Origin of the sequence: Streptomyces sp. NPDC006463, from assembly GCF_042870715.1 — a bacterium.
Classification (GTDB): Bacteria; Actinomycetota; Actinomycetes; order Streptomycetales; family Streptomycetaceae; genus Streptomyces.
Genome location: NZ_JBIAHP010000009.1, coordinates 25,386 through 45,810 on the forward strand (window position 1 = coordinate 25,386; position 20,425 = coordinate 45,810).

At 70.0% G+C, this 20,425-nt stretch carries 20 protein-coding genes and 1 tRNA gene; 5 read left to right on the plus strand and 16 right to left on the minus strand.

Annotated elements, in window-relative coordinates; all coding sequences use genetic code 11:
* Positions 1 to 22: 22 nt before the first annotated feature.
* Positions 23 to 1,054, plus strand: a complete 1,032-nt coding sequence (locus ACFYOB_RS17675; protein WP_388560763.1) for a LacI family DNA-binding transcriptional regulator — start codon at positions 23 to 25, stop codon at positions 1,052 to 1,054.
* A 72-nt stretch (positions 1,055 to 1,126) separates the two neighbouring features.
* Here the strand turns inward: ACFYOB_RS17675 and ACFYOB_RS17680 are convergent.
* The 4 genes from ACFYOB_RS17680 to ACFYOB_RS17695 form a co-directional block, all read right to left on the minus strand.
* Positions 1,127 to 1,199, minus strand: a tRNA-His gene (locus ACFYOB_RS17680).
* 95 nt (positions 1,200 to 1,294) lie between these two features.
* Positions 1,295 to 1,897, minus strand: coding sequence for an oligoribonuclease (orn, locus tag ACFYOB_RS17685; RefSeq protein ID WP_388560764.1), 603 nt, complete (start codon positions 1,895 to 1,897; stop codon positions 1,295 to 1,297).
* Positions 1,898 to 2,024: 127 nt separating this feature from the next.
* A complete protein-coding gene (locus ACFYOB_RS17690) occupies positions 2,025 to 3,197 on the minus strand; it encodes a helix-turn-helix domain-containing protein (RefSeq protein ID WP_388560765.1) in 1,173 nt (390 codons plus the stop codon).
* Positions 3,198 to 3,573: 376 nt separating this feature from the next.
* Positions 3,574 to 4,008, minus strand: a complete 435-nt coding sequence (locus ACFYOB_RS17695; RefSeq protein WP_388560766.1) for a hypothetical protein — start codon at positions 4,006 to 4,008, stop codon at positions 3,574 to 3,576.
* Positions 4,009 to 4,341: 333 nt separating this feature from the next.
* Between ACFYOB_RS17695 and ACFYOB_RS17700 the strand changes: the two genes are divergently transcribed.
* Positions 4,342 to 4,875, plus strand: a complete 534-nt coding sequence (locus ACFYOB_RS17700; RefSeq protein ID WP_328925837.1) for a universal stress protein — start codon at positions 4,342 to 4,344, stop codon at positions 4,873 to 4,875.
* A gap of 98 nt (positions 4,876 to 4,973) precedes the next feature.
* On the plus strand, positions 4,974 to 5,540 hold the full coding sequence (locus ACFYOB_RS17705; protein ID WP_388560767.1) for an acetate uptake transporter: 567 nt from the start codon (positions 4,974 to 4,976) through the stop codon (positions 5,538 to 5,540).
* 79 nt (positions 5,541 to 5,619) lie between these two features.
* Here ACFYOB_RS17705 and glmS read toward each other — a convergent pair whose 3' ends face one another.
* The 3 genes from glmS to ACFYOB_RS17720 form a co-directional block, all read right to left on the minus strand.
* Positions 5,620 to 7,437, minus strand: a complete 1,818-nt coding sequence (gene glmS, locus ACFYOB_RS17710; RefSeq protein ID WP_388560768.1) for a glutamine--fructose-6-phosphate transaminase (isomerizing) — start codon at positions 7,435 to 7,437, stop codon at positions 5,620 to 5,622.
* Positions 7,438 to 7,499: 62 nt separating this feature from the next.
* Positions 7,500 to 7,775, minus strand: coding sequence for a hypothetical protein (locus ACFYOB_RS17715; protein WP_073915429.1), 276 nt, complete (start codon positions 7,773 to 7,775; stop codon positions 7,500 to 7,502).
* A 98-nt stretch (positions 7,776 to 7,873) separates the two neighbouring features.
* Positions 7,874 to 8,764 carry a DUF4429 domain-containing protein gene (locus tag ACFYOB_RS17720; protein WP_388560769.1) on the minus strand — a complete coding sequence of 297 codons (891 nt, stop codon included), beginning with the start codon at positions 8,762 to 8,764 and terminating at the stop codon, positions 7,874 to 7,876.
* Between the two features lie 52 nt (positions 8,765 to 8,816).
* On the opposite strand from ACFYOB_RS17720, the gene ACFYOB_RS17725 reads away from it, so the two are divergent.
* The gene (locus tag ACFYOB_RS17725) at positions 8,817 to 10,403 is read left to right on the plus strand and encodes a beta-N-acetylhexosaminidase (RefSeq protein WP_388560770.1); all 1,587 of its coding nucleotides are present in this window, start codon (positions 8,817 to 8,819) and stop codon (positions 10,401 to 10,403) included.
* On the opposite strand, the gene ACFYOB_RS17730 is transcribed toward ACFYOB_RS17725, so the two are convergent.
* From ACFYOB_RS17730 to ACFYOB_RS17745, 4 genes are all read right to left on the minus strand, one after another.
* The gene (locus ACFYOB_RS17730; protein WP_388560771.1) at positions 10,376 to 10,513 is read right to left on the minus strand and encodes a hypothetical protein; all 138 of its coding nucleotides are present in this window, start codon (positions 10,511 to 10,513) and stop codon (positions 10,376 to 10,378) included. The genes ACFYOB_RS17725 and ACFYOB_RS17730 overlap by 28 nt on opposite strands.
* 175 nt (positions 10,514 to 10,688) lie before the next feature.
* Complete coding sequence (locus tag ACFYOB_RS17735) at positions 10,689 to 10,913, minus strand: hypothetical protein (protein ID WP_388560772.1); 225 nt, start codon at positions 10,911 to 10,913, stop codon at positions 10,689 to 10,691.
* Positions 10,914 to 10,956: 43 nt separating this feature from the next.
* Entirely contained in the window at positions 10,957 to 11,136 is a 180-nt protein-coding gene (locus ACFYOB_RS17740; RefSeq protein ID WP_388560773.1) for a hypothetical protein, read from the minus strand.
* Between the two features lie 389 nt (positions 11,137 to 11,525).
* On the minus strand, positions 11,526 to 12,944 hold the full coding sequence (locus ACFYOB_RS17745) for a hypothetical protein (protein ID WP_388560774.1): 1,419 nt from the start codon (positions 12,942 to 12,944) through the stop codon (positions 11,526 to 11,528).
* A gap of 152 nt (positions 12,945 to 13,096) precedes the next feature.
* Between ACFYOB_RS17745 and ACFYOB_RS17750 the strand changes: the two genes are divergently transcribed.
* The gene (locus ACFYOB_RS17750; protein WP_388560775.1) at positions 13,097 to 13,294 is read left to right on the plus strand and encodes a hypothetical protein; all 198 of its coding nucleotides are present in this window, start codon (positions 13,097 to 13,099) and stop codon (positions 13,292 to 13,294) included.
* A gap of 680 nt (positions 13,295 to 13,974) precedes the next feature.
* Here ACFYOB_RS17750 and ACFYOB_RS17755 read toward each other — a convergent pair.
* The 5 genes from ACFYOB_RS17755 to ACFYOB_RS17775 form a co-directional block, all read right to left on the minus strand.
* The gene (locus tag ACFYOB_RS17755; RefSeq protein ID WP_388560776.1) at positions 13,975 to 14,739 is read right to left on the minus strand and encodes a dienelactone hydrolase family protein; all 765 of its coding nucleotides are present in this window, start codon (positions 14,737 to 14,739) and stop codon (positions 13,975 to 13,977) included.
* A 451-nt stretch (positions 14,740 to 15,190) separates the two neighbouring features.
* The gene (locus ACFYOB_RS17760; protein ID WP_388560777.1) at positions 15,191 to 16,972 is read right to left on the minus strand and encodes an IucA/IucC family protein; all 1,782 of its coding nucleotides are present in this window, start codon (positions 16,970 to 16,972) and stop codon (positions 15,191 to 15,193) included.
* Positions 16,969 to 17,565 (minus strand): GNAT family N-acetyltransferase, encoded by a 597-nt coding sequence (locus ACFYOB_RS17765; protein ID WP_388560778.1) that lies wholly within the window; start codon positions 17,563 to 17,565, stop codon positions 16,969 to 16,971. The genes ACFYOB_RS17760 and ACFYOB_RS17765 overlap by 4 nt, the downstream gene beginning before the upstream one ends.
* On the minus strand, positions 17,562 to 18,863 hold the full coding sequence (locus tag ACFYOB_RS17770; RefSeq protein WP_388560779.1) for a lysine N(6)-hydroxylase/L-ornithine N(5)-oxygenase family protein: 1,302 nt from the start codon (positions 18,861 to 18,863) through the stop codon (positions 17,562 to 17,564). The genes ACFYOB_RS17765 and ACFYOB_RS17770 overlap by 4 nt, the downstream gene beginning before the upstream one ends.
* Positions 18,847 to 20,337 (minus strand): pyridoxal phosphate-dependent decarboxylase family protein, encoded by a 1,491-nt coding sequence (locus ACFYOB_RS17775; RefSeq protein WP_388560780.1) that lies wholly within the window; start codon positions 20,335 to 20,337, stop codon positions 18,847 to 18,849. Before ACFYOB_RS17775 ends, ACFYOB_RS17770 begins: the two co-directional genes overlap by 17 nt.
* Between the last annotated feature and the right edge of the window lie 88 nt (positions 20,338 to 20,425).

Below are 20,425 nucleotides of genomic sequence, written 5' to 3' on the forward strand. Positions count from 1 at the left end.
ATTTCACAACTGGGAGGAAGCCATGAACGGGCACGGGCGAAGCGGGGGACGGCCGACCCTGGAGGAGGTCGCGGCGCGCGCCGGAGTCGGGCGCGGCACGGTCTCCCGGGTGATCAACGGTTCCTCCAAGGTCAGTGAGCACACCAGGGCCGCGGTCGAGGCGGCCGTCGCGGAGCTGGGGTACGTGCCCAACCGCGCCGCGCGCGCCCTCGCGGCCAACCGCACCGACGCCGTCGCGCTGGTGATCCCCGAGCCGGAGGCCCGCTTCTTCGCCGAGCCGTACTTCTCGGACGTGGTCCGCGGGGTCGGCGCCGCCCTCGCCGAGACCGACGTCCAGCTGGTCCTCACCCTGGCCGGCAGCGACCGCGAGCGCCGCCGCCTCGCCCAGTACCTGTCCGGGGACCGCGTGGACGGGGTGCTCCTCGTCTCCGTCCACGCCGGGGACCCGCTGCCCGACCTGCTGGCGGAGCTCGGCATCCCGACGGTGATCAGCGGTCGGCGCTCCGCCGCCGAGACCCTGCCCTCCGTGGACTCCGACAACCTGGCGGGCGCCGCCGAGGCCGTACGCCACCTCCTCGACCGGGGCCGCCGTGCGATCGCCACGATCACCGGACCGCTGGACGTGTACGGGGCCCAGTGCCGACTCGACGGCTACCGCCAGGCCCTGGCGGCCGCCGGGCACCCCGAGGACGAGCTGCTGATCGCCGTCGGTGACTTCACCGAGGACGGCGGCCGCCGCGCCATGCGGGAGCTGCTGGAGCGCCGCCCCGCGCTCGACGCGGTCTTCGCGGCCTCGGACGTGATGGCGGCGGGCGCCCGGTGGGAGCTGCGCGCGGCCGGGCGCCGGATCCCGCAGGACGTGGCGCTGGTCGGCTTCGACGACTCCGTGGTGGCCCGGCACATGGACCCGCCGCTGACCAGCGTCCGGCAGCCGATCGAGGAGATGGGCCGGACCATGGCGCGGGTGCTGCTGGAGCGGATCTCGGGGGAGCCGGGGGGCGGGGCGCCGGCCGTCGTGCTGCCGAACCGGCTGGTGGTCCGGGAATCGTCCTGAGGGCGAGGGCGGGCTGCCGGCGTAAACGCAGAGGGCCCCGGTCCGCTTTCGCGGACCGGGGCCCTCTCGCAGGGTGAGTGACGGGACTTGAACCCGCGGCCACCTGGACCACAACCAGGTGCTCTACCAACTGAGCTACACCCACCATGTCCGGTCGGAGAACCGACCGGCCGAAGAAAAGGGTACAGGGTCCGGGAGGGTGCTCGCTCCCCCCTTCTCGCCGCCCTCGCTCCGGGGTGGCTATCCGGCAGGCAGGACGTACTTGGCGGCGATGGCCCGCGCCGTGTCCGAGTCGGGTCCGGGCTGCGGGACGAAGACCGCCTCCCGGTAGTAGCGCAGCTCGGCGATGGACTCCTTGATGTCCGCCAGCGCCCGGTGGTTGCCGTTCTTCGGGGGGCTGTTGAAGTACGCCCGCGGGTACCAGCGGCGCGCCAGCTCCTTGACCGAGGACACGTCCACGATCCGGTAGTGCATGTAGCTCTCCAGCGCGGCCATGTCGCGCAGCAGGAAGCCGCGGTCGGTGCCGACCGAGTTCCCGCACAGCGGGGCCTTGCGGGGTTCCTTGACGTGTTCCCGGACGTACGCGAGGACCTGGGCCTCGGCGTCGGCGAGGGTGGTCCCGGCGGCCAGCTCGTCGAGCAGTCCGGAGGCCGTGTGCATCTCGCGCACCACGTCGGGCATGGTCTCCAGGGCGGTGTCCGGCGGGCGGATCACGATGTCCACGCCTTCGCCGAGCACGTTGAGCTCCGAGTCGGTGACCAGTGCGGCCACCTCGATAAGTGCGTCGTCCGTCAACGAGAGCCCGGTCATCTCGCAGTCGATCCACACCATGCGATCGTTCATGTGTCCCACCTTATGCGGTCCCCGGGATCCGGGGCGCTGATCGCATCATCGCCGTCCGCACATGCGGAAGGTCCCCCACCGGCGGTGACCGATGGAGGACCTTCTCTTGCCGTACCCGTTGTGAGGGTTACGCGTGTTCCCGCAGGACCCGGCCCGGGGCGTACAGCTCGGTCACCGTCGGGCCCGTGGCGGCCAGGGCCGCCGCCGCCCGCTGGGGCTGCGGAGTGCGCTGGTGCGGGACCGGGCTCTCCGTGAGCTGGGACACCTGGGCCACGTCGGCCTGCGGCCGCCGTGCCCGGTAGGCGGAGCGGTAGGCGGCCGGGGAGGACCCCAGCTGCCGCCGGAAGTGCCCGCGCAGGGCGACCGGCGACCGGAACCCGCAGCGTCCGGCGACCTCGTCGACCGAGTAGTCGGAGGTCTCCAGCAGCCGCTGTGCCTGGAGCACCCGCTGGGTGATCAGCCACTGGAGCGGCGCGCTGCCGGTCAGCGAGCGGAACCGGCGGTCGAAGGTGCGCCTGCTCATGTAGGCACGGGCCGCCAGGGTCTCCACGTCGAACTGCTCGTGGAGGTGTTCCAGCGCCCAGGCGACGACCTCGGCCAGCGGGTCGGCGCCGATCTCCTCCGGCAGCGACCGGTCGAGGTAGCGCTCCTGGCCGCCCGAACGGCGCGGCGGTACGACGAGCCGGCGGGCCAGAGCCCCGGCCGCCTCACTGCCGTGGTCCGTGCGCACGATGTGCAGGCACAGATCGATTCCGGCCGCCGTGCCCGCGGACGTGAGCACGTCGCCGTCGTCGACGAACAGTTCGCGCGGATCGACATGGACGGACGGGTACCGCTTGGCCAGCGTCGGCGCGTACATCCAGTGCGTCGTCGCGGGCCGGCCGTCCAGCAGACCGGCGGCGGCGAGCACGAAGGCTCCCGTGCACAGTCCGACGATCCGGGCTCCCTCCTCGTGCGCCAGACGCAGTGCGTCGAGCGCCTCGGGGGGCGGTGGTGAAGTGATGGAACGCCACGCGGGCACGACGACCGTGCCTGCCCGGGCGATCGCCTCCAACCCGTACGGCGCGGTCAGTTCGAGTCCGCCGGTGGTCCTGAGCGGACCGTCCTCACCGGCGCACACGAGCAATCGGTAGCGTGGAACTCCCGCGTCCTGCCGGTCAATGCCGAACACGGAAAGTGGAATGGAGCTCTCGAAGATCGGTCCGCCGCTGAAGAGCAGCACCGCGACGATCTCCCTGCGGCGACGCCCCGCGAGCTTCCGGCCGGCGTCTGTGACGACGGCGGTGGAATCCTGGCTCATGGCGCTAAGCCCCCCTTGGGTGTCGCGACTCCTTGGTCTGGTCGCACCTGCACGTTTCCCCTCGGCCTTGCACGTGGATCCCCCGCCGTAAATACATGATCGAATCTACTGCGTCCCGTGGTGTCGGCGTGACAAGTTCAGCACGCAGCGCTATGTCGACTTCTCAACTTGGCGAAAAGCATTCGATCAGGAAGCGTTCCGCTCCGCTACCTGCCGGAGGTGCGTTCCGTCCGGCCGTGGCCAGTACCCGTAGGGTCGAGACACCCCCTGGCGCCTGTCGTCGCTGGTGGTAGGGGGGTTGGGGGGACATTCCGGCAAGGGGGGCACCCTGTCGGGAAGTTGGCTGAAAACGTGCGGGTGTGGGTGTGCGAATGAGTCAGTCGTGCGGGGACTTGGGCTCGGAACGCCCGCACGCCCGGTGAGTCCCGGACCCGCCGCGCGAGCGCCGGCCCCGGTGGCCGGACGGAAGGCGGTCCTCCGTCCGGACCCGGGCCGTGGCCCGCAAGCTCCGCTCCGACTGGCGCAGCAGCACCCGGCACGCGGTAGTGACGGCGAGCAGGCCGAGGGTGGCGACGGCCGCCCCGCCGAAGGAGGTTCCGTAGACGACGAGGACCACGGGGACCAGCAGGCAGCTGAAGGCGGCCCAGCGTACGACGTCACCCGCGGGGTCGTCGTGACGGCGCCCGGCGGGGCGCACGGACGGGTGAAGAGCGGGGCGGGCGGAAGCGGGGTACTGCGCGATGGTGTCGGCGTAGTGGATGGAATGCGTCGGCTGGGCTGGCTGGACGGGGTGAACCGGATGGCCGGGCACGGCGTACTCCCTGCGGGCTCTTCCTGGACGGTCGGTCGCATGTCCAACGCCGCCGGGCCGGGCTCGGTCACTGTGCGCGCGGGTGGCAACGGGCCGGAATGTCACTGGCTGTAGGGGACAGCGGACATTGCCAAGGCGCGCTCACTCCGGCATGCTCCCTGGGACGCTCTCCTAGGGCGGCAAGCCCTGTGCTGCCCTGTGCAGGACAGGAGTGTCGCCGTACCCTGGTGGGTATGGGCTTGGGAAGATGCTTCCCGGACAGAGCTCCGTTACCCAGCGTCGCCGAAATTCGCCCCTGTTGCTTCCTTCAAGGACCTCTTCGCCGAGACACCGATGGCCGGTCACGAATTCTCCGATCCCGCGGACCGCAAGCGCAAACGCCTCGCCGACCCCGCGTCGGCCGCCGATCTGCGCGCGGTGGAACAGACACGCCTGCACTGCGATCCGGCCTTCCGGCACGGGGTCGTTGTGGGATTCGACGGATCCACGTCCAGTGAGCGCGCCCTCGCGTACGCGATCGGTATGGCCCGCCGCTCCGGATCCGGTCTGATCATCGTCCATGTCGCGAACCGGCTGCCCACCACCGTGTGGGCCGGCTGCGAGCCTCCGGTGTTCGTGGACGTGCCGGACCACCGCACCGAGGTGCTCGGGCTGGAACTGGCCTGCGCGGACTATCTGTCCGAGGTGCCGTGGATCCTGGTCGAGCGGGGCGGGGACATCTGCCACGAGCTGGAGGAGGTCGGGCGGGAGTACTCGGCAGACGCCATCGTCGTCGGGTCGACGCACGGGATCGTGGGCCGGATCTTCGGCTCGGTGGCCGGCCGGCTGGCCAAGCGCGCACAGCGACCGGTCGTTGTCATTCCGTGACCGCTTGTTAAGTCGATTGTGCGGTTGTGCCCTCGTGTAAAGGGTAGATAAATGCTGCTGGGACGCAGCAAACAACTGCAGATCGAAGGGAGCCCGCCGTGGACAATGGTGTCTCTGCGGGAAGCACGGCCTCGACTTCGACCCTCGGGAACATCGCCCTGGGTCTGACCCTTCTCGCATTCGGTATCGGCCACACCGGCGTCATCGACGGCGTGACCGCTGCCAGTTCCGTATCGCTCGCGATGTACGTCGGCGGCGTCGCCCTCTTCCTCCTCGGGCTCATGGAGTACCGCGGCGGCAACGGGTTCAACGGCACCGCGTTCGCGGGCCTCGGCATCTTCTGGTTCACGTGGGCCAAGGGCGCGGGAGCTTCGGTCTCCGACGAAGCCGCCGGAACGTTTCTTGTCCTCTTCGCACTGCTCGCACTGACCCTCACGGTCACCGCCGCGAGCGGCCTGTTCAGCCAGGGCGTCTACGCCCTGCTGACCCTGTCCCTGCTCCTGCTGGCGATAGGCGCCTTCGCGGACAGCGGCCTGCTCGCCAAGGCCGGCGGCTGGGTCGCCGCCGTGTCCGGCCTGCTGGCCTGGTACGGGGCCACCGCGGCCCTGGCGCACTGGCCGATGGCCCTCGGCCGGGCGCGGCGCGGCGCGGTCGCCGCGGGCTGAGGCATCACGTCGAGGCCTCACATGGAGAACCCCCGTGCGCGGTGCGCACGGGGGTTCGTCACGTGGTGGGGCGGGTCGGCTACTCGACCGTGACCGACTTCGCCAGGTTGCGCGGCTTGTCGATGTCCCGGCCCATGGCCAGCGCCGTGTGGTACGCCAGCAGCTGGAGCGGGATGCCCATCAGGATCGGGTCCAGCTCGTCCTCGTTCTTCGGGACCACGATGGTGTGGTCCGCCTTCTCCTGCTCGCGGTGGGCGACCGCGAGGATCCGGCCGCTGCGGGCCTTGATCTCCTCCAGCGCCGCGCGGTTCTTCTCCAGCAGGTCGTCGTCCGGGACGATCGCGACCGTCGGCAGCGAGGGCTCGATCAGCGCCAGCGGACCGTGCTTGAGCTCGGAGGCCGGGTAGGCCTCGGCGTGGATGTAGGAGATCTCCTTGAGCTTCAGGGAGGCCTCCAGGGCCACCGGGTAGCCGCGCACCCGGCCGATGAACATCATCGACTTGGCCTCGGCGAACTCGGCGGCCAGCTTCTTGATGTCCTCTTCGCCGTCGAGGATCTCCTGGATCTGCGCGGGCAGCTTGCGCAGGCCCTCGATGATCCGCTTGCCGTCGGTGACCGACAGGTCCCGGATCCGGCCCAGGTGCACGGCGAGCAGCGCGAACGCCACGACCGTGTTGGTGAAGCACTTGGTGGAGACGACGCAGACCTCGGGGCCGGCGTGCACGTACACGCCGCCGTCGGCCTCGCGGGCGATCGCGGAGCCGACCACGTTGACGACGCCGAGGACGCGGGCGCCCTTGCGCTTGAGCTCCTGGACGGCCGCGAGCACGTCGTACGTCTCACCGGACTGGGAGACCGCGATGTACAGGGTGTCGGGGTCCACGACCGGGTTGCGGTAGCGGAACTCGGAGGCCGGCTCGGCGTCCGCGGGGATCCGGGCCATGCCCTCGATGAGGCCGGCGCCGATGAGGCCCGCGTGGTACGAGGTGCCGCAGCCCAGGATCTTGACCCGGCGGATGCCGCGCGCCTCGCGCGGGTCCAGGTTCAGGCCGCCCAGGTGGACGGTGTTGAAGCGGTCGTCGATCCGGCCGCGCAGCACGCGGTCGACCGCGTCGGGCTGCTCGGAGATCTCCTTGTGCATGTAGGTGTCGTGACCGCCCATGTCGTACGAGGCGGCCTCCCACTCCACGGTCTCCGGCGTGGCGGTGGTCGTCGTACCGCTGGTGGTGTAGGTGCGGAAGTCGTCGGCCTTGAGGGTGGCCATCTCGCCGTCGTTGAGGGTGACGACCTGGCGGGTGTGGGCGATCAGCGCGGCGACGTCGGAGGCGACGAGCATCTCCTTCTCGCCGATGCCGAGGATGACCGGGGAGCCGTTGCGGGCGACCACGATGCGGTCGGCGAAGTCGGCGTGCATCACGGCGATGCCGTAGGTGCCCTCGATGACCTTGAGCGCCTCGCGGACCTTCTCCTCAAGGGTGTCGGCCTGGGCGCGGGCGATCAGGTGGGTGATCACCTCGGTGTCGGTCTCGGAGGCGAAGACCACGCCCTCGGCCTCCAGCTTGGCGCGCAGCTCGGAGGCGTTGTCGACGATGCCGTTGTGGACGACGGCGACCTTGTTCTCGGGGTCCAGGTGCGGGTGCGAGTTGATGTCGCTCGGGGCGCCGTGGGTGGCCCAGCGGGTGTGGGCGATGCCGGTGGTGCCGGCGAAGCGCTTGGGGACGCGGGACTCCAGCTCCCGGACCCGTCCCTTGGCCTTGACGGCCTTGAGGGCGGGGGCCTTCGGGCTGTTGACGACGATGCCCGCGGAGTCGTATCCGCGGTACTCCAGTCGCTGCAGGCCTTCCAGCAGCAGCGGTGCCACGTCACGCTTGCCGATGTAACCGACGATTCCACACATACGGTTCTGCCCCTCCTGAAGTTCGGTTCCTGTACTCGTCCGCGGCCGCGTGCGGCGGCCGCTCAGCCGTAGACGATGCGGCGCAGCTGCCGGAGCGAGAGCTCCGCGGGCGCCACGGCGCGGTGCGGCAGCTCGGCCGCGATCCGCTCGAAGATCTCCGCGTTGACCGCTCCGCCGGACTGCAGTTCCCGGTGGCGGCGGCGGACGAACTCCTCGGTCGTCTCGTCGAAGTACGCGAGCACGTCGAGCACCACCCGGGCGGCCTCGCCGCGCTGCAGCGCGGTGCTGCGCACCAGGTGGTCGACGAGGTCGTCATGCGACGGGCGGCGATCGAGCACCCGTAGATACTGGCGGGTGGCGGCGCCGAATGCAAAAGATCCTGCCCGAATGCGGGCAGGATCCTTCTGGTACAGACCAGCGGAATGGATGGATCCGGTCAGAAACGCCGCAAAACGGCCTGCTTGGCGGCCGTGAACTCCTCAGCCGTGAGGATCCCCGTCTGATGCATCTCGCCGAGCTCGCGCAGGCGGCGCAGGAGCGTGTCGTGGTCCGCCGCGGTCTCCTCCGGCGGCGCCGTGGCCGCACTGAGGACGGGGACCGCGGCGGGGGCGCCGTCGGCCGCGGCCGCCGCCGGGTGGGGCAGCCGCAGGGCCACCGCCGCCGCGACCAGAGCCATCAGCGGGTCGTTCTTGAAACCGAAGAGCTCCACCGTGAAGGGGTCGTACTTGGGCGCGGCGGGCGACGCGACGCCCACCGGGAGGAAACGCAGCCAGCCGTTGCTCAGCCCCTTCGACGGGGACCACTCCACCGTCCGGAGGTCGGCCAGACCGAAGCCGCGCGTCCCGCCGGACCGCTTGGCCTCCTCGGCCGTCCAGTTCCACTCCAGGGTGACCCGGTCCCCGTCGAAGGCCACGGTCCCGTCACCCGCGGCCACCGTGATCGGCACCGCGGGACCCGGCAGCAGGTACTCCCGGGTGGGACCGCTGTCCACCTGCTCCACCAGCAGCGCGGCCCGCACCTCGTCCACGAAGTACTCCGCCACCCCGGTCCGGTCCTGCTCCACGGTGAGCCGGTACGGGTCGGAGGCCTCCGGCAGCCGCCCGCCGGTCACCTGGAGCAGCGGATCCGCGCCGTCACGCAGGCGTAGTCGGAGCCGACCCGCCTTGCGCCCCGGCTCGAAGCTGATCCCGGCCAGCGCGCGCAGCGGCACGGCCACTTCGCCGAGCGTCTGGCGCAACGGGCCCACCCCCTTGTCGCGGCCCGGCACGATGCGCACCGTGTCCCCGTCGAAGGTCCACGTGCCGTCCTTCTGGATGATTTCCGCCATCCGGTGATTCTCGCACCGGCCAGGACGGCCCACTTGGCCTATACCTGGCCTCATGAGAGTCCTGCGACGCACGCTCGGCACCCTCCTCGTCCTCGGCGCCCTCGGTGTCTCCGTCTCGTGCACCGACGCCCGCGCCGACGACTCCAGAGCCGGCGACGGTCCCCCCGCCGCCCTGGCCCCCTTCGAACGCCTCCTGCCCGCGCCCGTCTCCGCGAGCGCCGAAGGCCCCGGGTACGCCGTCGGGCCGGGCACGGTCATCCGTACCGGCCCGGGAGCGGACGAGGAGGTCCGGCGGGTCGGCGAACTCCTCGCGGAGCAGCTGCGCGGCCCGAGCGGGCTGCCGCTGCCCGTGGTCGGCGGGGCCGGCGGGAACGGGATCCGGCTCCGGATCGACGAGGAGACCGAGGGGGTCGGCGACGAGGGGTACCGGCTGGAGTCCGGCCCGGACGGGATCACCCTCACCGCGCGGACCCCGGCCGGGCTGTTCCACGCGGGGCAGACGCTGCGTCAGCTGCTGCCGGTGGCGGGCCCCGGGACGGTGCCGGGCGGGACCGTCACCGACCGGCCGAGGTTCGCGTACCGCGGGGCGATGGTGGACATCGCGCGGCACTTCTTCACGGTGGAGCAGGTGAAGAGGTACGTCGACCAGGTCGCCCAGTACAAGGTCAACACCCTGCACGTGCACCTGACCGACGACCAGGGGTGGCGCCTCGCGGTCGACTCCTGGCCGCGGCTGGCGGAGTACGGCGGCGGCAGCGAGGTCGGCGGCGGCCCCGGCGGCCACTGGACGAAGGACGAGTACCGGGAGCTGGTGGAGTACGCGGGGCGGCGGTACGTCGACGTGGTCCCGGAGATCGACATGCCGGGGCACGTGAACGCGGCGCTCGCCTCGTACGCGGAGCTGAACTGCGACGGCAAGGCCCCCGCGCGGTACACGGGGATCAAGGTCGGCTTCAGCTCGCTGTGCGTAGGCAAGGAGCGGACGTACCAGTTCATCGACCAGGTGCTCGGCGAGCTGGCGGAGCTGACGCCCGGCCGCTACCTGCACATCGGAGGCGACGAGGCGCACTCGACGCCCGCCGCGGACTACGCGGCCTTCATGGACCGGGCGCAGGCGGTGGTGGGCCGGTACGGGAAGACGGTGGTCGCCTGGCACCAGCTGGCGGCGGCCCGTCCGGCGCCGGGCGCGGTGCTGCAGTACTGGGGCCACGACCGGACCTCGGCGGCGGACCGGACACGGGTGGCGACGGCGGCCGGGGCGGGCCACCGGCTGATCCTTTCCCCGGCCGACCGGCTCTACCTGGACATGAAGTACGACCTGGCCACGAAGCCGGGCCTGGCCTGGGCCGGCTTCGTCCCGGTGCGGCGGTCGTACTCCTGGAACCCGGGCTCCTACCTGCCCGGCGTTCCCGAATCCGCGGTCCTGGGCGTGGAGGCCCCGCTGTGGACGGAGACCGTCGCGACGCGCGCCGACTGGGAGTTCATGGCCTTCCCCCGGCTCCTGAGCCTGGCGGAACTGGGCTGGTCCCCGCAGGCCGCACTCGACTGGACCTCGTACCGGCAGCGGCTCGCAGCGCAGGGCCCGCGGCTGGACTCCCAGGACATCACCTACTACCGGGCGCCGGAGGTGCCCTGGTAGCCGGCGGCGGAGCCGGTCACGGTGGCGCGGAGGTCGTCGACGGGAGACCCGTCGCCGCCCCCCAGCCCGACGGGCACCTGGGTGGGGGTGAGGCCGGTCGCCTTGAACACGTGGTTGTAGTGGGCCTGGTCGTGGAACCCGGCGAGCTGGGCCCCCGCGCCAGCGGCAGCCCGCCGTCGCGTAATCGCAGCGCCCAGCCGAAGCGCAGGATGCGGGCGACGGCCGCCGGGGACCGCCCGACCTGCTCACGGGAGCGGCGCTCCAGATGGCGCGTGCTCCGGTGGGTCAGCGCCGGCGGCTCCGCGACGCGCAGCCGGCCCCGGGCCCGGTGCGCGCGTGCCACGCCCAGGCCACCTCGGGCGCGAGGGCCGGACTCCGGTCGAGGAGCGCCGGCAGCACCCGGTCCAGCACCCGTAACCGCTCGGGCCGGTCCGCCTCCTCCAGCTGCGCCGGCAGGTGGCGCAGCGCGGGCGGCAGCAGGTCGCCCGGTCCAGGTGCGGCAGGTCCCACTCCGACATCGGCACCCCGAAGGGCCGCTACGCGCCCATCGGCGTCAGCCGCAGCACCACGCCCCGTACGCCCCCTGGTGTTGGCCGACCATCGCGGTGGCCACCGGCAGCAGCGCCCTGGACGGGGCGCTGACCGAGTGCCCCGCTTCGACCAGCCCGTCCGTGCGCACCGGGGTGCCGCCGAAGCCGAAGGCGACGGTGGCCGGCGGATCGGGGCACACCATCCGGCGCGTACGCGTACCCGGCGTACGAGCGCACGACCTCCCGCAGCGGGTCCGCGGCCGGCACCGGCAGCCGCACGGGCCGACACCCGTCCCGTCGGGCCCGGCCCCGTGACTGCTGCGATGCCCGGGCGCATGGCACGACGGGCACGGGCGTGGACACGGACGCCTCCGCGCCACATCGTGTCGCGTTCGAACACCGCGGCTGACGCAGGCCACAGGCCTAGCAGCCGTAGTGGTCTGCGAGATTGCCGACGGCCTGCAGCGCCACCGCGTGGGAGGCCGCGACGACGTCCGCCTCGTTCCAGTTCTGCGCCACTCTGGTGTGGGTGAGCCGCCTGGACGGGTGGGGGAGTCAGGGGTCCGGGTCATCCGGAACCGCTGACGACACGTCACTGGCCGGACCGGTCCGGGCTTGAGCTCTCTCCGGCGGAGCGGGCCTTTTTTAGGAGCATCTTGAACGGTGTCTGATCCATGGAGCCACGCGCCAGCGAGAGACCGTACCGGTCGATGAGGCGTTGCATGTAGTGGGGATCATGGGAGTCGAGGGTGATCTTTTCGTCCGGCGGCGATATGGCCACGTCTATACGCGAATAGTCGCCGAAAAACAGCCGCCACGCGCGTATGCGTTGCTGGCCTCGGGTGATGTTGAGAATCTCGCTGCTGTTCGAGATTTTGGATTCATTTCTGTATTTTGCATTCTTAGGTTCTTTAGGGTCCCATTTGCCGTTCCTCTTGAGTGCCTCGACGGAGTCTCGGGATTGCCCGTACTCGGGAGGCAGTGTCATTCTGTCTCTCCTGATCGCGTACACCTCGGTCTGAGTCCTGAGTATTTCGTAATTGAGTTTATCGGGATCCTTGATCTCGACGACCGAGTCCTGGGAGATTTCTTCCCCCGGGTTCAGCTCGCGGCCTGCCGGATTGACGAATTCGCCATCGTAGATCAATTCGTAGCGGGGATCCCTGGTCTGGGTGATGTCGTTCGCGGGCCCACCGTGGACCCAGTAGATACTGCCGAGGACGTAGACCGGAATGCTGCCGTTGTTCCTCACGTACGCATGGACCGTCACGCGCAGTACCGCCCTCGCGCTGTCCAGGCTCGCTTCCCTGAACTCGGCGCCACTCATGACCAGCGGGGCTGTCACGGTGGGTACGTAGAGCTGCGTATATGCCAGGTTGATGCTGGCGAGCAGGGTGGGAACGATCGCGCCGATCGCTATTCGCCGGGGATTGCGGAGCCCCTTCCACACCCGGGATCTGAGGAGTTCGATCCCGGCCAAAATGGATCCTATGAGGAAGGAAATTCCAATCACGGACCAGTGGGTGAAACGCTCGCCGATCTGCAGGAGAAGGAGCGAGGAGCTGCAGATGAATACGATCACGACCCCGGCCAGAACGAGCGCCCCCGAGTAGCCTATTTTTCGCTTGTGCCAGTAATCGAGAGTGGCCAATGCGGCAATCAATTCCACCAGGGCCGCAGCCAGTACGGAATATCCTGCGAGTCGCTCACCGAAGGTCAGGGCTTTTTGGCTGTCCATCCAGCCGATCCTGAGGAGCAGGCCTGCGGTCAACAGGAAGCCGATGAACATGAGGCTGCCTATTATTCGCCGCTGCGCCGTTTTGTCCGGCCAGGCGAGGCTGTCCCCGCCGAGCCAGCGGACAGTGTGCCCGGGTTTCAGCCCGGCGTGTTGCAGAAGTTTTTTGAGTTCCCCGGGAGACCGCACCTTGCCCGCGTACTTGCCGTTGATCGCGACTTTCCGCCAGCCAAGGTCATCAGGCGGCCCTACGGTTACCTCGGGCGTGTTCGCCATAACACCAGCCTGCCGCCTGTTCGCGGGAGGCGCCTCTGGAGCAAGCGCGCACCCCGGCACAGCGGGGCCACACCCATCAGGGTGCGTATGACACGGTCCGGGGTGAAGCTGGTCATGACGTGTTGGTGTCGCTCGTACCCACAGGAGCTCCCATGCGTACACGACTTCTCACCTTCCTTGCCACCGTAGTTCTGGCCGCTCTCGGCGCCCTGGCGCCCGCTGTGCAGGCTGCCGCACCTGGCATCGACGAGCCGGGGTGTACGGCCGGCGGCGGAACGGTGCAGTACGACCCCGGCTCCGGCCGGTGGATCTGCGCGGGCGGCGGTCACGACGGCGAATCCATCAACTGACAACGGTGCCCGGACGGGGGCACCCCCGGGCGGTCATCGCTGTCACCGCTCGGTGAGCTTCGGTGCATCTCGGGCGGCGGGGAAGACGCGTGCGGGGGCCACCTTGGGTGGACGGAGGTCGTGGGCTCGGCGGTTGTGGATGGTCGTTCCCGCATCGGGGCCGGGTGTCGTCTGGGTCGCGCTGTACGAGCGTTCGCCGGCCGCCGTTCCGTCGGCGCAGTAAGTGCCTCCACAGCTGCTGTCCTGCGGGCCACACTTGACGCATGGCGGGTGGCGAGGAGTGCCTCCAGCGGGATCCACGAGGGCGCCTTCCGGCGGACGTGCGCCGAGGTGCGCAGGCGGCATGCGGTGGTGGAGATGGTCTGGGCGTTCCGGTATCCGCGGCCGGATCCGCTCGGCTCAATCGCCTCCGTCAGCCTGCTGGAGCGCGGGACGGTGTGCGAATCGCCGCGGCACGATCCGCGCCGCGAGGCCACGCCGAGCATTCGGACGCACACTCAGAGTGGTCGATCGCCCGAGTGGAAAGTGCCCTGGATGGCGCTGCTCCCGACGGTAAGGCTCGCGGCTCCCGCGCGGCCCTGCGCACCCTCCACTCCGGCTGCGCCGGTGGCCCGTGCGACGGGCCGGGCAACTTCGGTGTGCGGCGCCGCATTTCACGGCGACGGCCCGCCTGAGGCGTGTTACTGCCCGAGCTCGGCGGCGAACAGCGTGCGCACACGACTCCACGAGTCCTCGGCGGCAGCCTTGTCGTAGGGCCTGCGCCCGGGGAAGAAGAAGGCGTGCTGGACCCCCGGGTAGACGACCACCTCATGGCGGACACCGGCCGCCGTCAGTGCCTCCCCGATCCGGCTGCGCTGGTCCTCGTCGATGACGTGGTCGAGCTCGGCGAAGAACAAGAGGATCCGCACATCGCGGTCGGCGACACCGCCGGTCACCTCCAGTAGCGGTTCCGGACGGCTCAGCGCGGTGCCCGCGACGGGCAGCCAGCCGGGGTAGAAGATCGCCGCCGCCGCCAAGTCGAGCCGGCTCGCGGCGAAGTACGCGATGTGGCCGCCCAGACTGAAGCCGAGCACGCCGATCTTCCCGGTGGCAGCCACGTGGTCACGGACGTAGGCGGTGCAGGCGCGCAGGTCTGCCTCAACGCCCTCGCGGGTCAGCTGGCCAAGCAGCTCGAAGCCGCGCTCCCGGTTGGCATCGCTCTCCTCCAGACCGGCGGCGGTCTCCGGGCCGGAGCGGTGATAGAGGTTCGGGGCGATCGCGACGTAGCCGAGTGCCGCAACCTGCCCCACGACGTCGCGAACCTCCTCGGTCACACCCCACAGTTCGGAGCAGACGAGCACAGCCGGACGGCTGCCGCCCCCGGCTGGACGGGCCACGTAGGCGGCCATCGGTATCGAGCCACCCACCTCGATGTCCACGTTCTCCGCAACGATCTCGTACGCCATGGAAGCCCCCCACAAGTGACAGTGCCCAGACTCTGGCAGATCGCCAACAGCCACCGGGAAGCATTTCGTGATCCGGACAACTGGGCGGGCCGACCGCCTGGTTGTGCGCGCAGGCCCGCGTGGCCGAGCGGGTCGGGCCCGGGAAGCGGGTGTGGGCCGAGTTGTCCGTGACGGTGCCGTGACGGCCTGCTGGCCCCGACCGGACGGGGAGCGAGGCGATCCACGGGGCCGGGTCCGGGCCGGCCGATGACGACGACGGGCCCGCCGTACGGGCCCTGCGGCGTGCACGGGAGACACGGCACAACGACTGCCAGCGGGCGCTGACGGCGGACCGAGAAGCATGCGAGGCGTGTCCGCGAAGAGGGCCGGTCAGGGCCTCGCGGACACGCCTCGCGGGTGAGGGAGCGGTTGTGGCGTCGAGGGACCGTATCGACACCGCAACCACCCCCGGTCACCGCCGGGCGAAGGCCGCGACGGGGTTCTTGAGGGTGCCGATCAGCTGGAGGGCCGCCGACGGGTCGGCGAGGTCGACCATCTGCTTGTTGTTGCGCAGCTGGAGGCGGTTCAGGCAGGACAGCTGGAACTCGTCCGCGAACAGGTCGTAGCGGGCGAAGCGGTCCGCGAGGGCCGGCACGGAGTCCTGGTACTCGTGGGCGCAGTCCGCGACCGCACGCCAGAAGGTGTCCTCCTCGCAGATGCCCTCCGTGACGAGGATCGGGCCGAGGAAGCGGAAGAAGCAGTCGAAGACGTCCGTGAAGACCGACAGCAGCTTCATGTCCTCCGGGATGTCCGCCCGGACCCGCTCGACCGCCGGCGGCAGGACCGCGTCCGGGTCCATGACCACGATCTCCTCGGCGATGTCCTTGAAGATCGCCCGCTTCACCACGCCGCCCTCGATGACGAGGATCGTGTTCTCGCCGTGCGGCATGTACGCGAGGTCGTACTGGTAGAAGCAGTGCAGGAGGGGGACCAGGTACGCGCGGAGGTAGGACGCCAGCCACTGCGACGGGGTCAGGCCCGACTCCGCGATCAGGGCGCCGACGAAGGACTTGCCCTCGGCGTCCACGTGGAGGAGCGAGGCCATGGTGGCCAGGCGCTCCTCGCCGCGCAGGGAGTTCACGGGAGACTCGCGCCACAGCGCGGCCAGCATCTTGCGGTACGGCGAGTACCGGTCGGTGGCGCGCTCGTACTGGCGGTGGTGGTAGCCGATCGCCGCCCGCTCGCGGATGATCGAGAAGTCCACGGACCGGAGGACCTCGTCCCCCTCGATCAGCTGGTGCAGCCAGTCGTTGATGGCCGGGGTGGCCTCCATGTACGCGGCCGACAGGCCGCGCATGAAGCCCATGTTGAGGACCGAGATGGCGGTCTTCACGTAGTGCTTCGCGGGGGTGGTCGTGTTGAAGAACGTACGGATCGACTGCTGGGCCAGGTACGCGTCCTCGCCCTCGCCGAGCAGCACCAGGCGGCGGTTGGCTATCTCGGCCGCGAAGGTGACCGTGGTCTTGTTCCACCACTGCCAGGGGTGGACCGGGAACAGGTGGTAGTCCGCCAGGTCCAGGCCCAGGGAGGCCAGCTTCGCGGAGAAGCCGGCGATGGCCGCCTCGCCCAGCTCGGCGCGCATGAAGGAGTCGTGGTCCAGGCCCGCGCCCGCCGTGAAGGTGGAGACGTCCTTGCGGGCCGCCACCCACACCAGGTGGACCGGGCTCGCCGTCTCGGGGGCGTACGAGAGGTACTCGTGCACGCCGAAGCCGAGGCGGCCGTTGTTCGCCACGAAGCAGGGGTGGCCCTCGGTCATGCCCGTCTCGATGTCCTGGAAGGAGGACTTGGCCAGCACCGACGAGGGGACCTGCGGCTTGGTGTACTTGAAGCCCGTGCCGGCCAGGGTGGAGGAGATCTCCTCCAGGTAGACGGGCAGGACCTCTGCGCTCAGGCCCAGGGCCCGCTGGAGCTCGATGTGGAAGTCGAGGGCGTCCAGTTCCAGCGCTTCACCGTCACGGAGGCGGGTGATCGAGGACTCGTCCACCGACCAGTGGTCCAGGGCGTGGAGGGCGGCGCGGAAACGGTACTCGACCGTCCCGTCGTCGCTCAGCACCGAGTAGAGGTCCGCGTCCAGCGGCTTCGGAGTCAGCAGCCGCTCGTGGGAGAACTCCGCGAGGGCCTTGCGGACGAGGGCGCGGTTGGCCCGTGCCCACAGCTCGGGGGAGAGGTGGGAGACGGCGTCGGCGAGGCTCATATCGAGAGTTCCTTCGTGGTGCTGATGCCGGTGGCAGCCTCGAACCGCGCGCGGGTGCAGAAGCTCAGCAGGGCTTCCTTCTCCGGCTTCCGGACCGGGCCGTCCGGCAGGAAGCCGACGGCTTCGTTCAGGGCGTGGACCGCCGTGTTGCGGACGTCCGGTTCGACGACCACGCGGGCGGCCGCCGGGTCGGCGAACACGGCCGCCATGACCGTGGTGATGACCGCACGGGTGAACCCGTGCACGGGGGTGTCGCTCGGCGCGACGAGGAAGTGCATGCCGACGTCGCCGGGCTGGGCGTCGTACAGGCCGACCAGCTCCAGCTCGGCCGGGTCGTACGTCTCCATCAGGAAGGCCGGCCGGCCCTCGTGGAGGCCGATGAAGGCCTGGTGGTGCTCGGCCGCGGCGATCTTCATGTACTCGCGCTCGACGTCCGGCAGCGAGGCGTCCTGCATCATCCAGAACGAGGCCTTGGGGTGCGTGACCCAGCCGTGCAGGAGTTCCGCGTCCGAGAAGGGGTCCAGGGGGCGGAGGGAGAAGGTCCCGAGCGCCGCGTCGGTGCGGGCGTACAGGATCTCGGAGGTGGTGCTCATACGTGCGTGCCTTCCGGGGCTGCGAACTGCTGGAACGCGATGGACTTCTCGACCTTGTAGTGCTCGCGGCCGAGGAGCTCACCGACGATGTACGCGTTGCGGTACGCGGCCATGCCCAGGTCGGGCGAGGTGAGGGAGTGGTTGTGGGTCGTGCCGTTCTGCAGGTAGACCTCGTGCCCGGTGGTGTCGACGCTGTAGTTGCGGGCGGCGTCGAGGCGGCCGCGGCCGTCGAAGTTCAGCCGGCCGCGCACGGGGGCGAGGAACTCCGGGACGGCGTACTTGTAGCCGGTGGCCAGGACCAGGCCCTCGGTCGTGAGGGAGAAGTCCCGCTCCTGCTCCTCCTGGCGCAGGCCCAGCGTGTACGTGCCGGTCGTGGTGTCGTACGCCGTGCTGTTCAGCGAGGTGTTGGTCAGCAGGGTGGTCGGGACGGCGCCCGGCATGCTGATCTTCTTCTGGTAGAGCAGGTCGAAGATGGCGTTGATCAGGTCGCCGTCGATGCCCTTGAAGAGGTTCTTCTGCTGGGTCTCCAGCCGGTAGCGGGTGTCCTCGGGGAGGGCGTGGAAGTAGTCCACGTACTCGGGGGAGGTCATCTCCAGCGTCAGCTTCGTGTACTCCAGCGGGAAGAACCGCGGTGAGCGCGTGACCCAGTTGAGCTGGTAGCCGTACACGTCGATCTCGGCCAGCAGGTCGTAGTAGATCTCGGCTGCGCTCTGGCCGGAGCCGATCAGGGTGATCGACTTCTTCTTCTGCAGCTCCGCCTTGTTCTGAATGTACGCGGAGTTGTGCAGGAAGTCCCCGCCGAGGCGGGCGCAGGCCTCCGGGACGAAGGGCGTGGTGCCGGTACCGAGGACCAGGCGGCGGGCCAGGTGGGTCTCGCCCCGGTCCGTGCGGACCTCGTACAGGCCGGCCCGTTCGTCGTAGGTGACCTCGGTGACGGAGGTGGAGTACAGGACGTTGTCGAGCCGGTCGGCGGCCCAGCGGCAGTAGTCGTTGTACTCGGCCCGCAGCGGGTAGAAGTTCTCCCGGATGTAGAAGGAGTACAGCCGGTCCTGGTCCTTCAGGTAGTTCAGGAAGGAGAAGGGCGACGTCGGGTCGGCGAGGGTGACCAGGTCCGACATGAACGGCGTCTGCAGGTGGGCGCCGTCCAGGAACATCCCGGCGTGCCACTCGAAGTGCGGCTTCGACTCGATGAACAGGCCGTCGAGTTCGTCGATCGGCGCCGTCAGGCAGGCGAGTCCCAGATTGAAGGGGCCGAGGCCGATGCCGATGAAGTCGTGGGGCTTAGCGGTGGACGGCAAGGGATTCTCCCAGGAACTGCTCGGCGTGTGCGGCGAGAAGGTCGAGGACGGCCGCGATGTCGGCCGTCGTGGTCTGCGGGTTGAGGAGGGTGAACTTCAGGTACTGGTCCCCGTCCACCTTGGTGCCGGCGACGACGGCCTCGCCCGAGGCGAACAGGGCCTTGCGGGCGTGCAGGTTGGCCTCGTCGACCAGGTCCCCCCGGACCTCGCCCTCCGGGACGTAGCGGAAGACGAGGGTGGAGATCTGAGGCCTTACGACGACCTCGAAGCGCGGGTCGGCGTCGATGAGGTCCCAGCCGGCGGCGGCCAGGTCGATGACCTCGTCGAAGAGCGAGCCGACGCCGTCGGCGCCCATGACGCGCAGGGTCATCCAGAGCTTGAGCGCGTCGAAGCGGCGCGTGGTCTGGATGGACTTGTCCACCTGGTTGGGGATGCGCTCCTCGGCCATCCGGCGCGGGTTGAGGTAGTCCGCGTGGTAAGTGGCGTGCTTCAGGGTGTCGCGGTCGCGGACCAGTACGGCGCTGGAACTGACGGGCTGGAAGAAGGACTTGTGGTAGTCGACCGTGACCGAGTCGGCGCGCTCGATGCCGTCGAGGAGGTGCCGGCGGGTGGGGGAGACCAGCAGTCCGCAGCCGTACGCGGCGTCCACGTGCATCCACGCGGAGTGCTCGGCGGCCAGGCGGGCGATCTCGGGGAGCGGGTCGATGGACCCGAAGTCGGTGGTGCCGGCGGTGGCGACGACGGCCATCGGGAAGAGGCCTTCGGCGGCGCACTCCTCCAGCTCCAGGGCGAGCACCGCGGTGTCCATGCGACGGCCCCGATCGACCGGGACGGCGATGACGGCCTCGTAGCCGAGTCCGAGCATGGCGGCCGACTTCTTCACGCTGAAGTGGCTGGCCTCGGAGGTGAAGATGCGGAGCTTCGGGAGGAGTTCGGCCTTGGTGAGCTCGCGGCCCTCCTCCAGCGCCTTCTTCATGACGATGCGGCAGGCCTCGTCACGGGCGAGGAGCAGCGCGTGGAAGTTGGACTGGCTGCCACCGGAGGTGAAGACGCCGTCGGCGCCGGGGCCGAGGCCGATGCGCCCGGCGGTCCAGTCGATGAGGCGGCGCTCGATGAGCGTGCCGCCGATGGACTGGTCCCAGGTGTCGAGGGAGGAGTTGACGGCCGAGAGGACCGCCTCGCCGAGCACCGCGGGGATGACGACCGGGCAGTTGAGGTGGCCCAGGTAGCGCGGGTGGTGGAAGTACACCGCGTCGCGCAGGTAGACGTCCTCCAGCTCGTCGAGGACGGCGGCCGGGTCTTCGAGCGGCTTGTCGAGGTCGATCCCGTTGATGACCGGGGCGAGTTCGTCGACGGAGATGCCGGTGTGGGGGCGCTGCGTGCTCGCGAGTTTGGCCGCGACGCGTTCGACTCCCTCGGTGACGGAACGCCGGTAGAGGTCCGCGGTCTTCTCGTTCAGCAGATGCGAGCGCATCAACTTTCCTCCGGGCAGGCAGAGCTGGGGGTGGGTGGCATGACTTAGGTTAGCCTAACCTAAGTCTTAGGCCAAATAGCGATGGGCC

Coding starts and splice junctions, on each gene's coding strand:
- ACFYOB_RS17675 (WP_388560763.1), top strand. CDS start 23: ATGAACGGGCACGGGCGAAGCGGGGGACGGCCGACCCTGGAGGAGGTC.
- orn (WP_388560764.1), bottom strand. CDS start 1,897: ATGAACGATCGCATGGTGTGGATCGACTGCGAGATGACCGGGCTCTCG.
- ACFYOB_RS17690 (WP_388560765.1), bottom strand. CDS start 3,197: ATGAGCCAGGATTCCACCGCCGTCGTCACAGACGCCGGCCGGAAGCTC.
- ACFYOB_RS17700 (WP_328925837.1), top strand. CDS start 4,342: ATGGCCGGTCACGAATTCTCCGATCCCGCGGACCGCAAGCGCAAACGC.
- glmS (WP_388560768.1), bottom strand. CDS start 7,437: ATGTGTGGAATCGTCGGTTACATCGGCAAGCGTGACGTGGCACCGCTG.
- ACFYOB_RS17720 (WP_388560769.1), bottom strand. CDS start 8,764: ATGGCGGAAATCATCCAGAAGGACGGCACGTGGACCTTCGACGGGGAC.
- ACFYOB_RS17725 (WP_388560770.1), top strand. CDS start 8,817: ATGAGAGTCCTGCGACGCACGCTCGGCACCCTCCTCGTCCTCGGCGCC.
- ACFYOB_RS17740 (WP_388560773.1), bottom strand. CDS start 11,136: ATGGTGTGCCCCGATCCGCCGGCCACCGTCGCCTTCGGCTTCGGCGGC.
- ACFYOB_RS17745 (WP_388560774.1), bottom strand. CDS start 12,944: ATGGCGAACACGCCCGAGGTAACCGTAGGGCCGCCTGATGACCTTGGC.
- ACFYOB_RS17750 (WP_388560775.1), top strand. CDS start 13,097: ATGCGTACACGACTTCTCACCTTCCTTGCCACCGTAGTTCTGGCCGCT.
- ACFYOB_RS17755 (WP_388560776.1), bottom strand. CDS start 14,739: ATGGCGTACGAGATCGTTGCGGAGAACGTGGACATCGAGGTGGGTGGC.
- ACFYOB_RS17760 (WP_388560777.1), bottom strand. CDS start 16,972: ATGAGCCTCGCCGACGCCGTCTCCCACCTCTCCCCCGAGCTGTGGGCA.
- ACFYOB_RS17765 (WP_388560778.1), bottom strand. CDS start 17,565: ATGAGCACCACCTCCGAGATCCTGTACGCCCGCACCGACGCGGCGCTC.
- ACFYOB_RS17775 (WP_388560780.1), bottom strand. CDS start 20,337: ATGCGCTCGCATCTGCTGAACGAGAAGACCGCGGACCTCTACCGGCGT.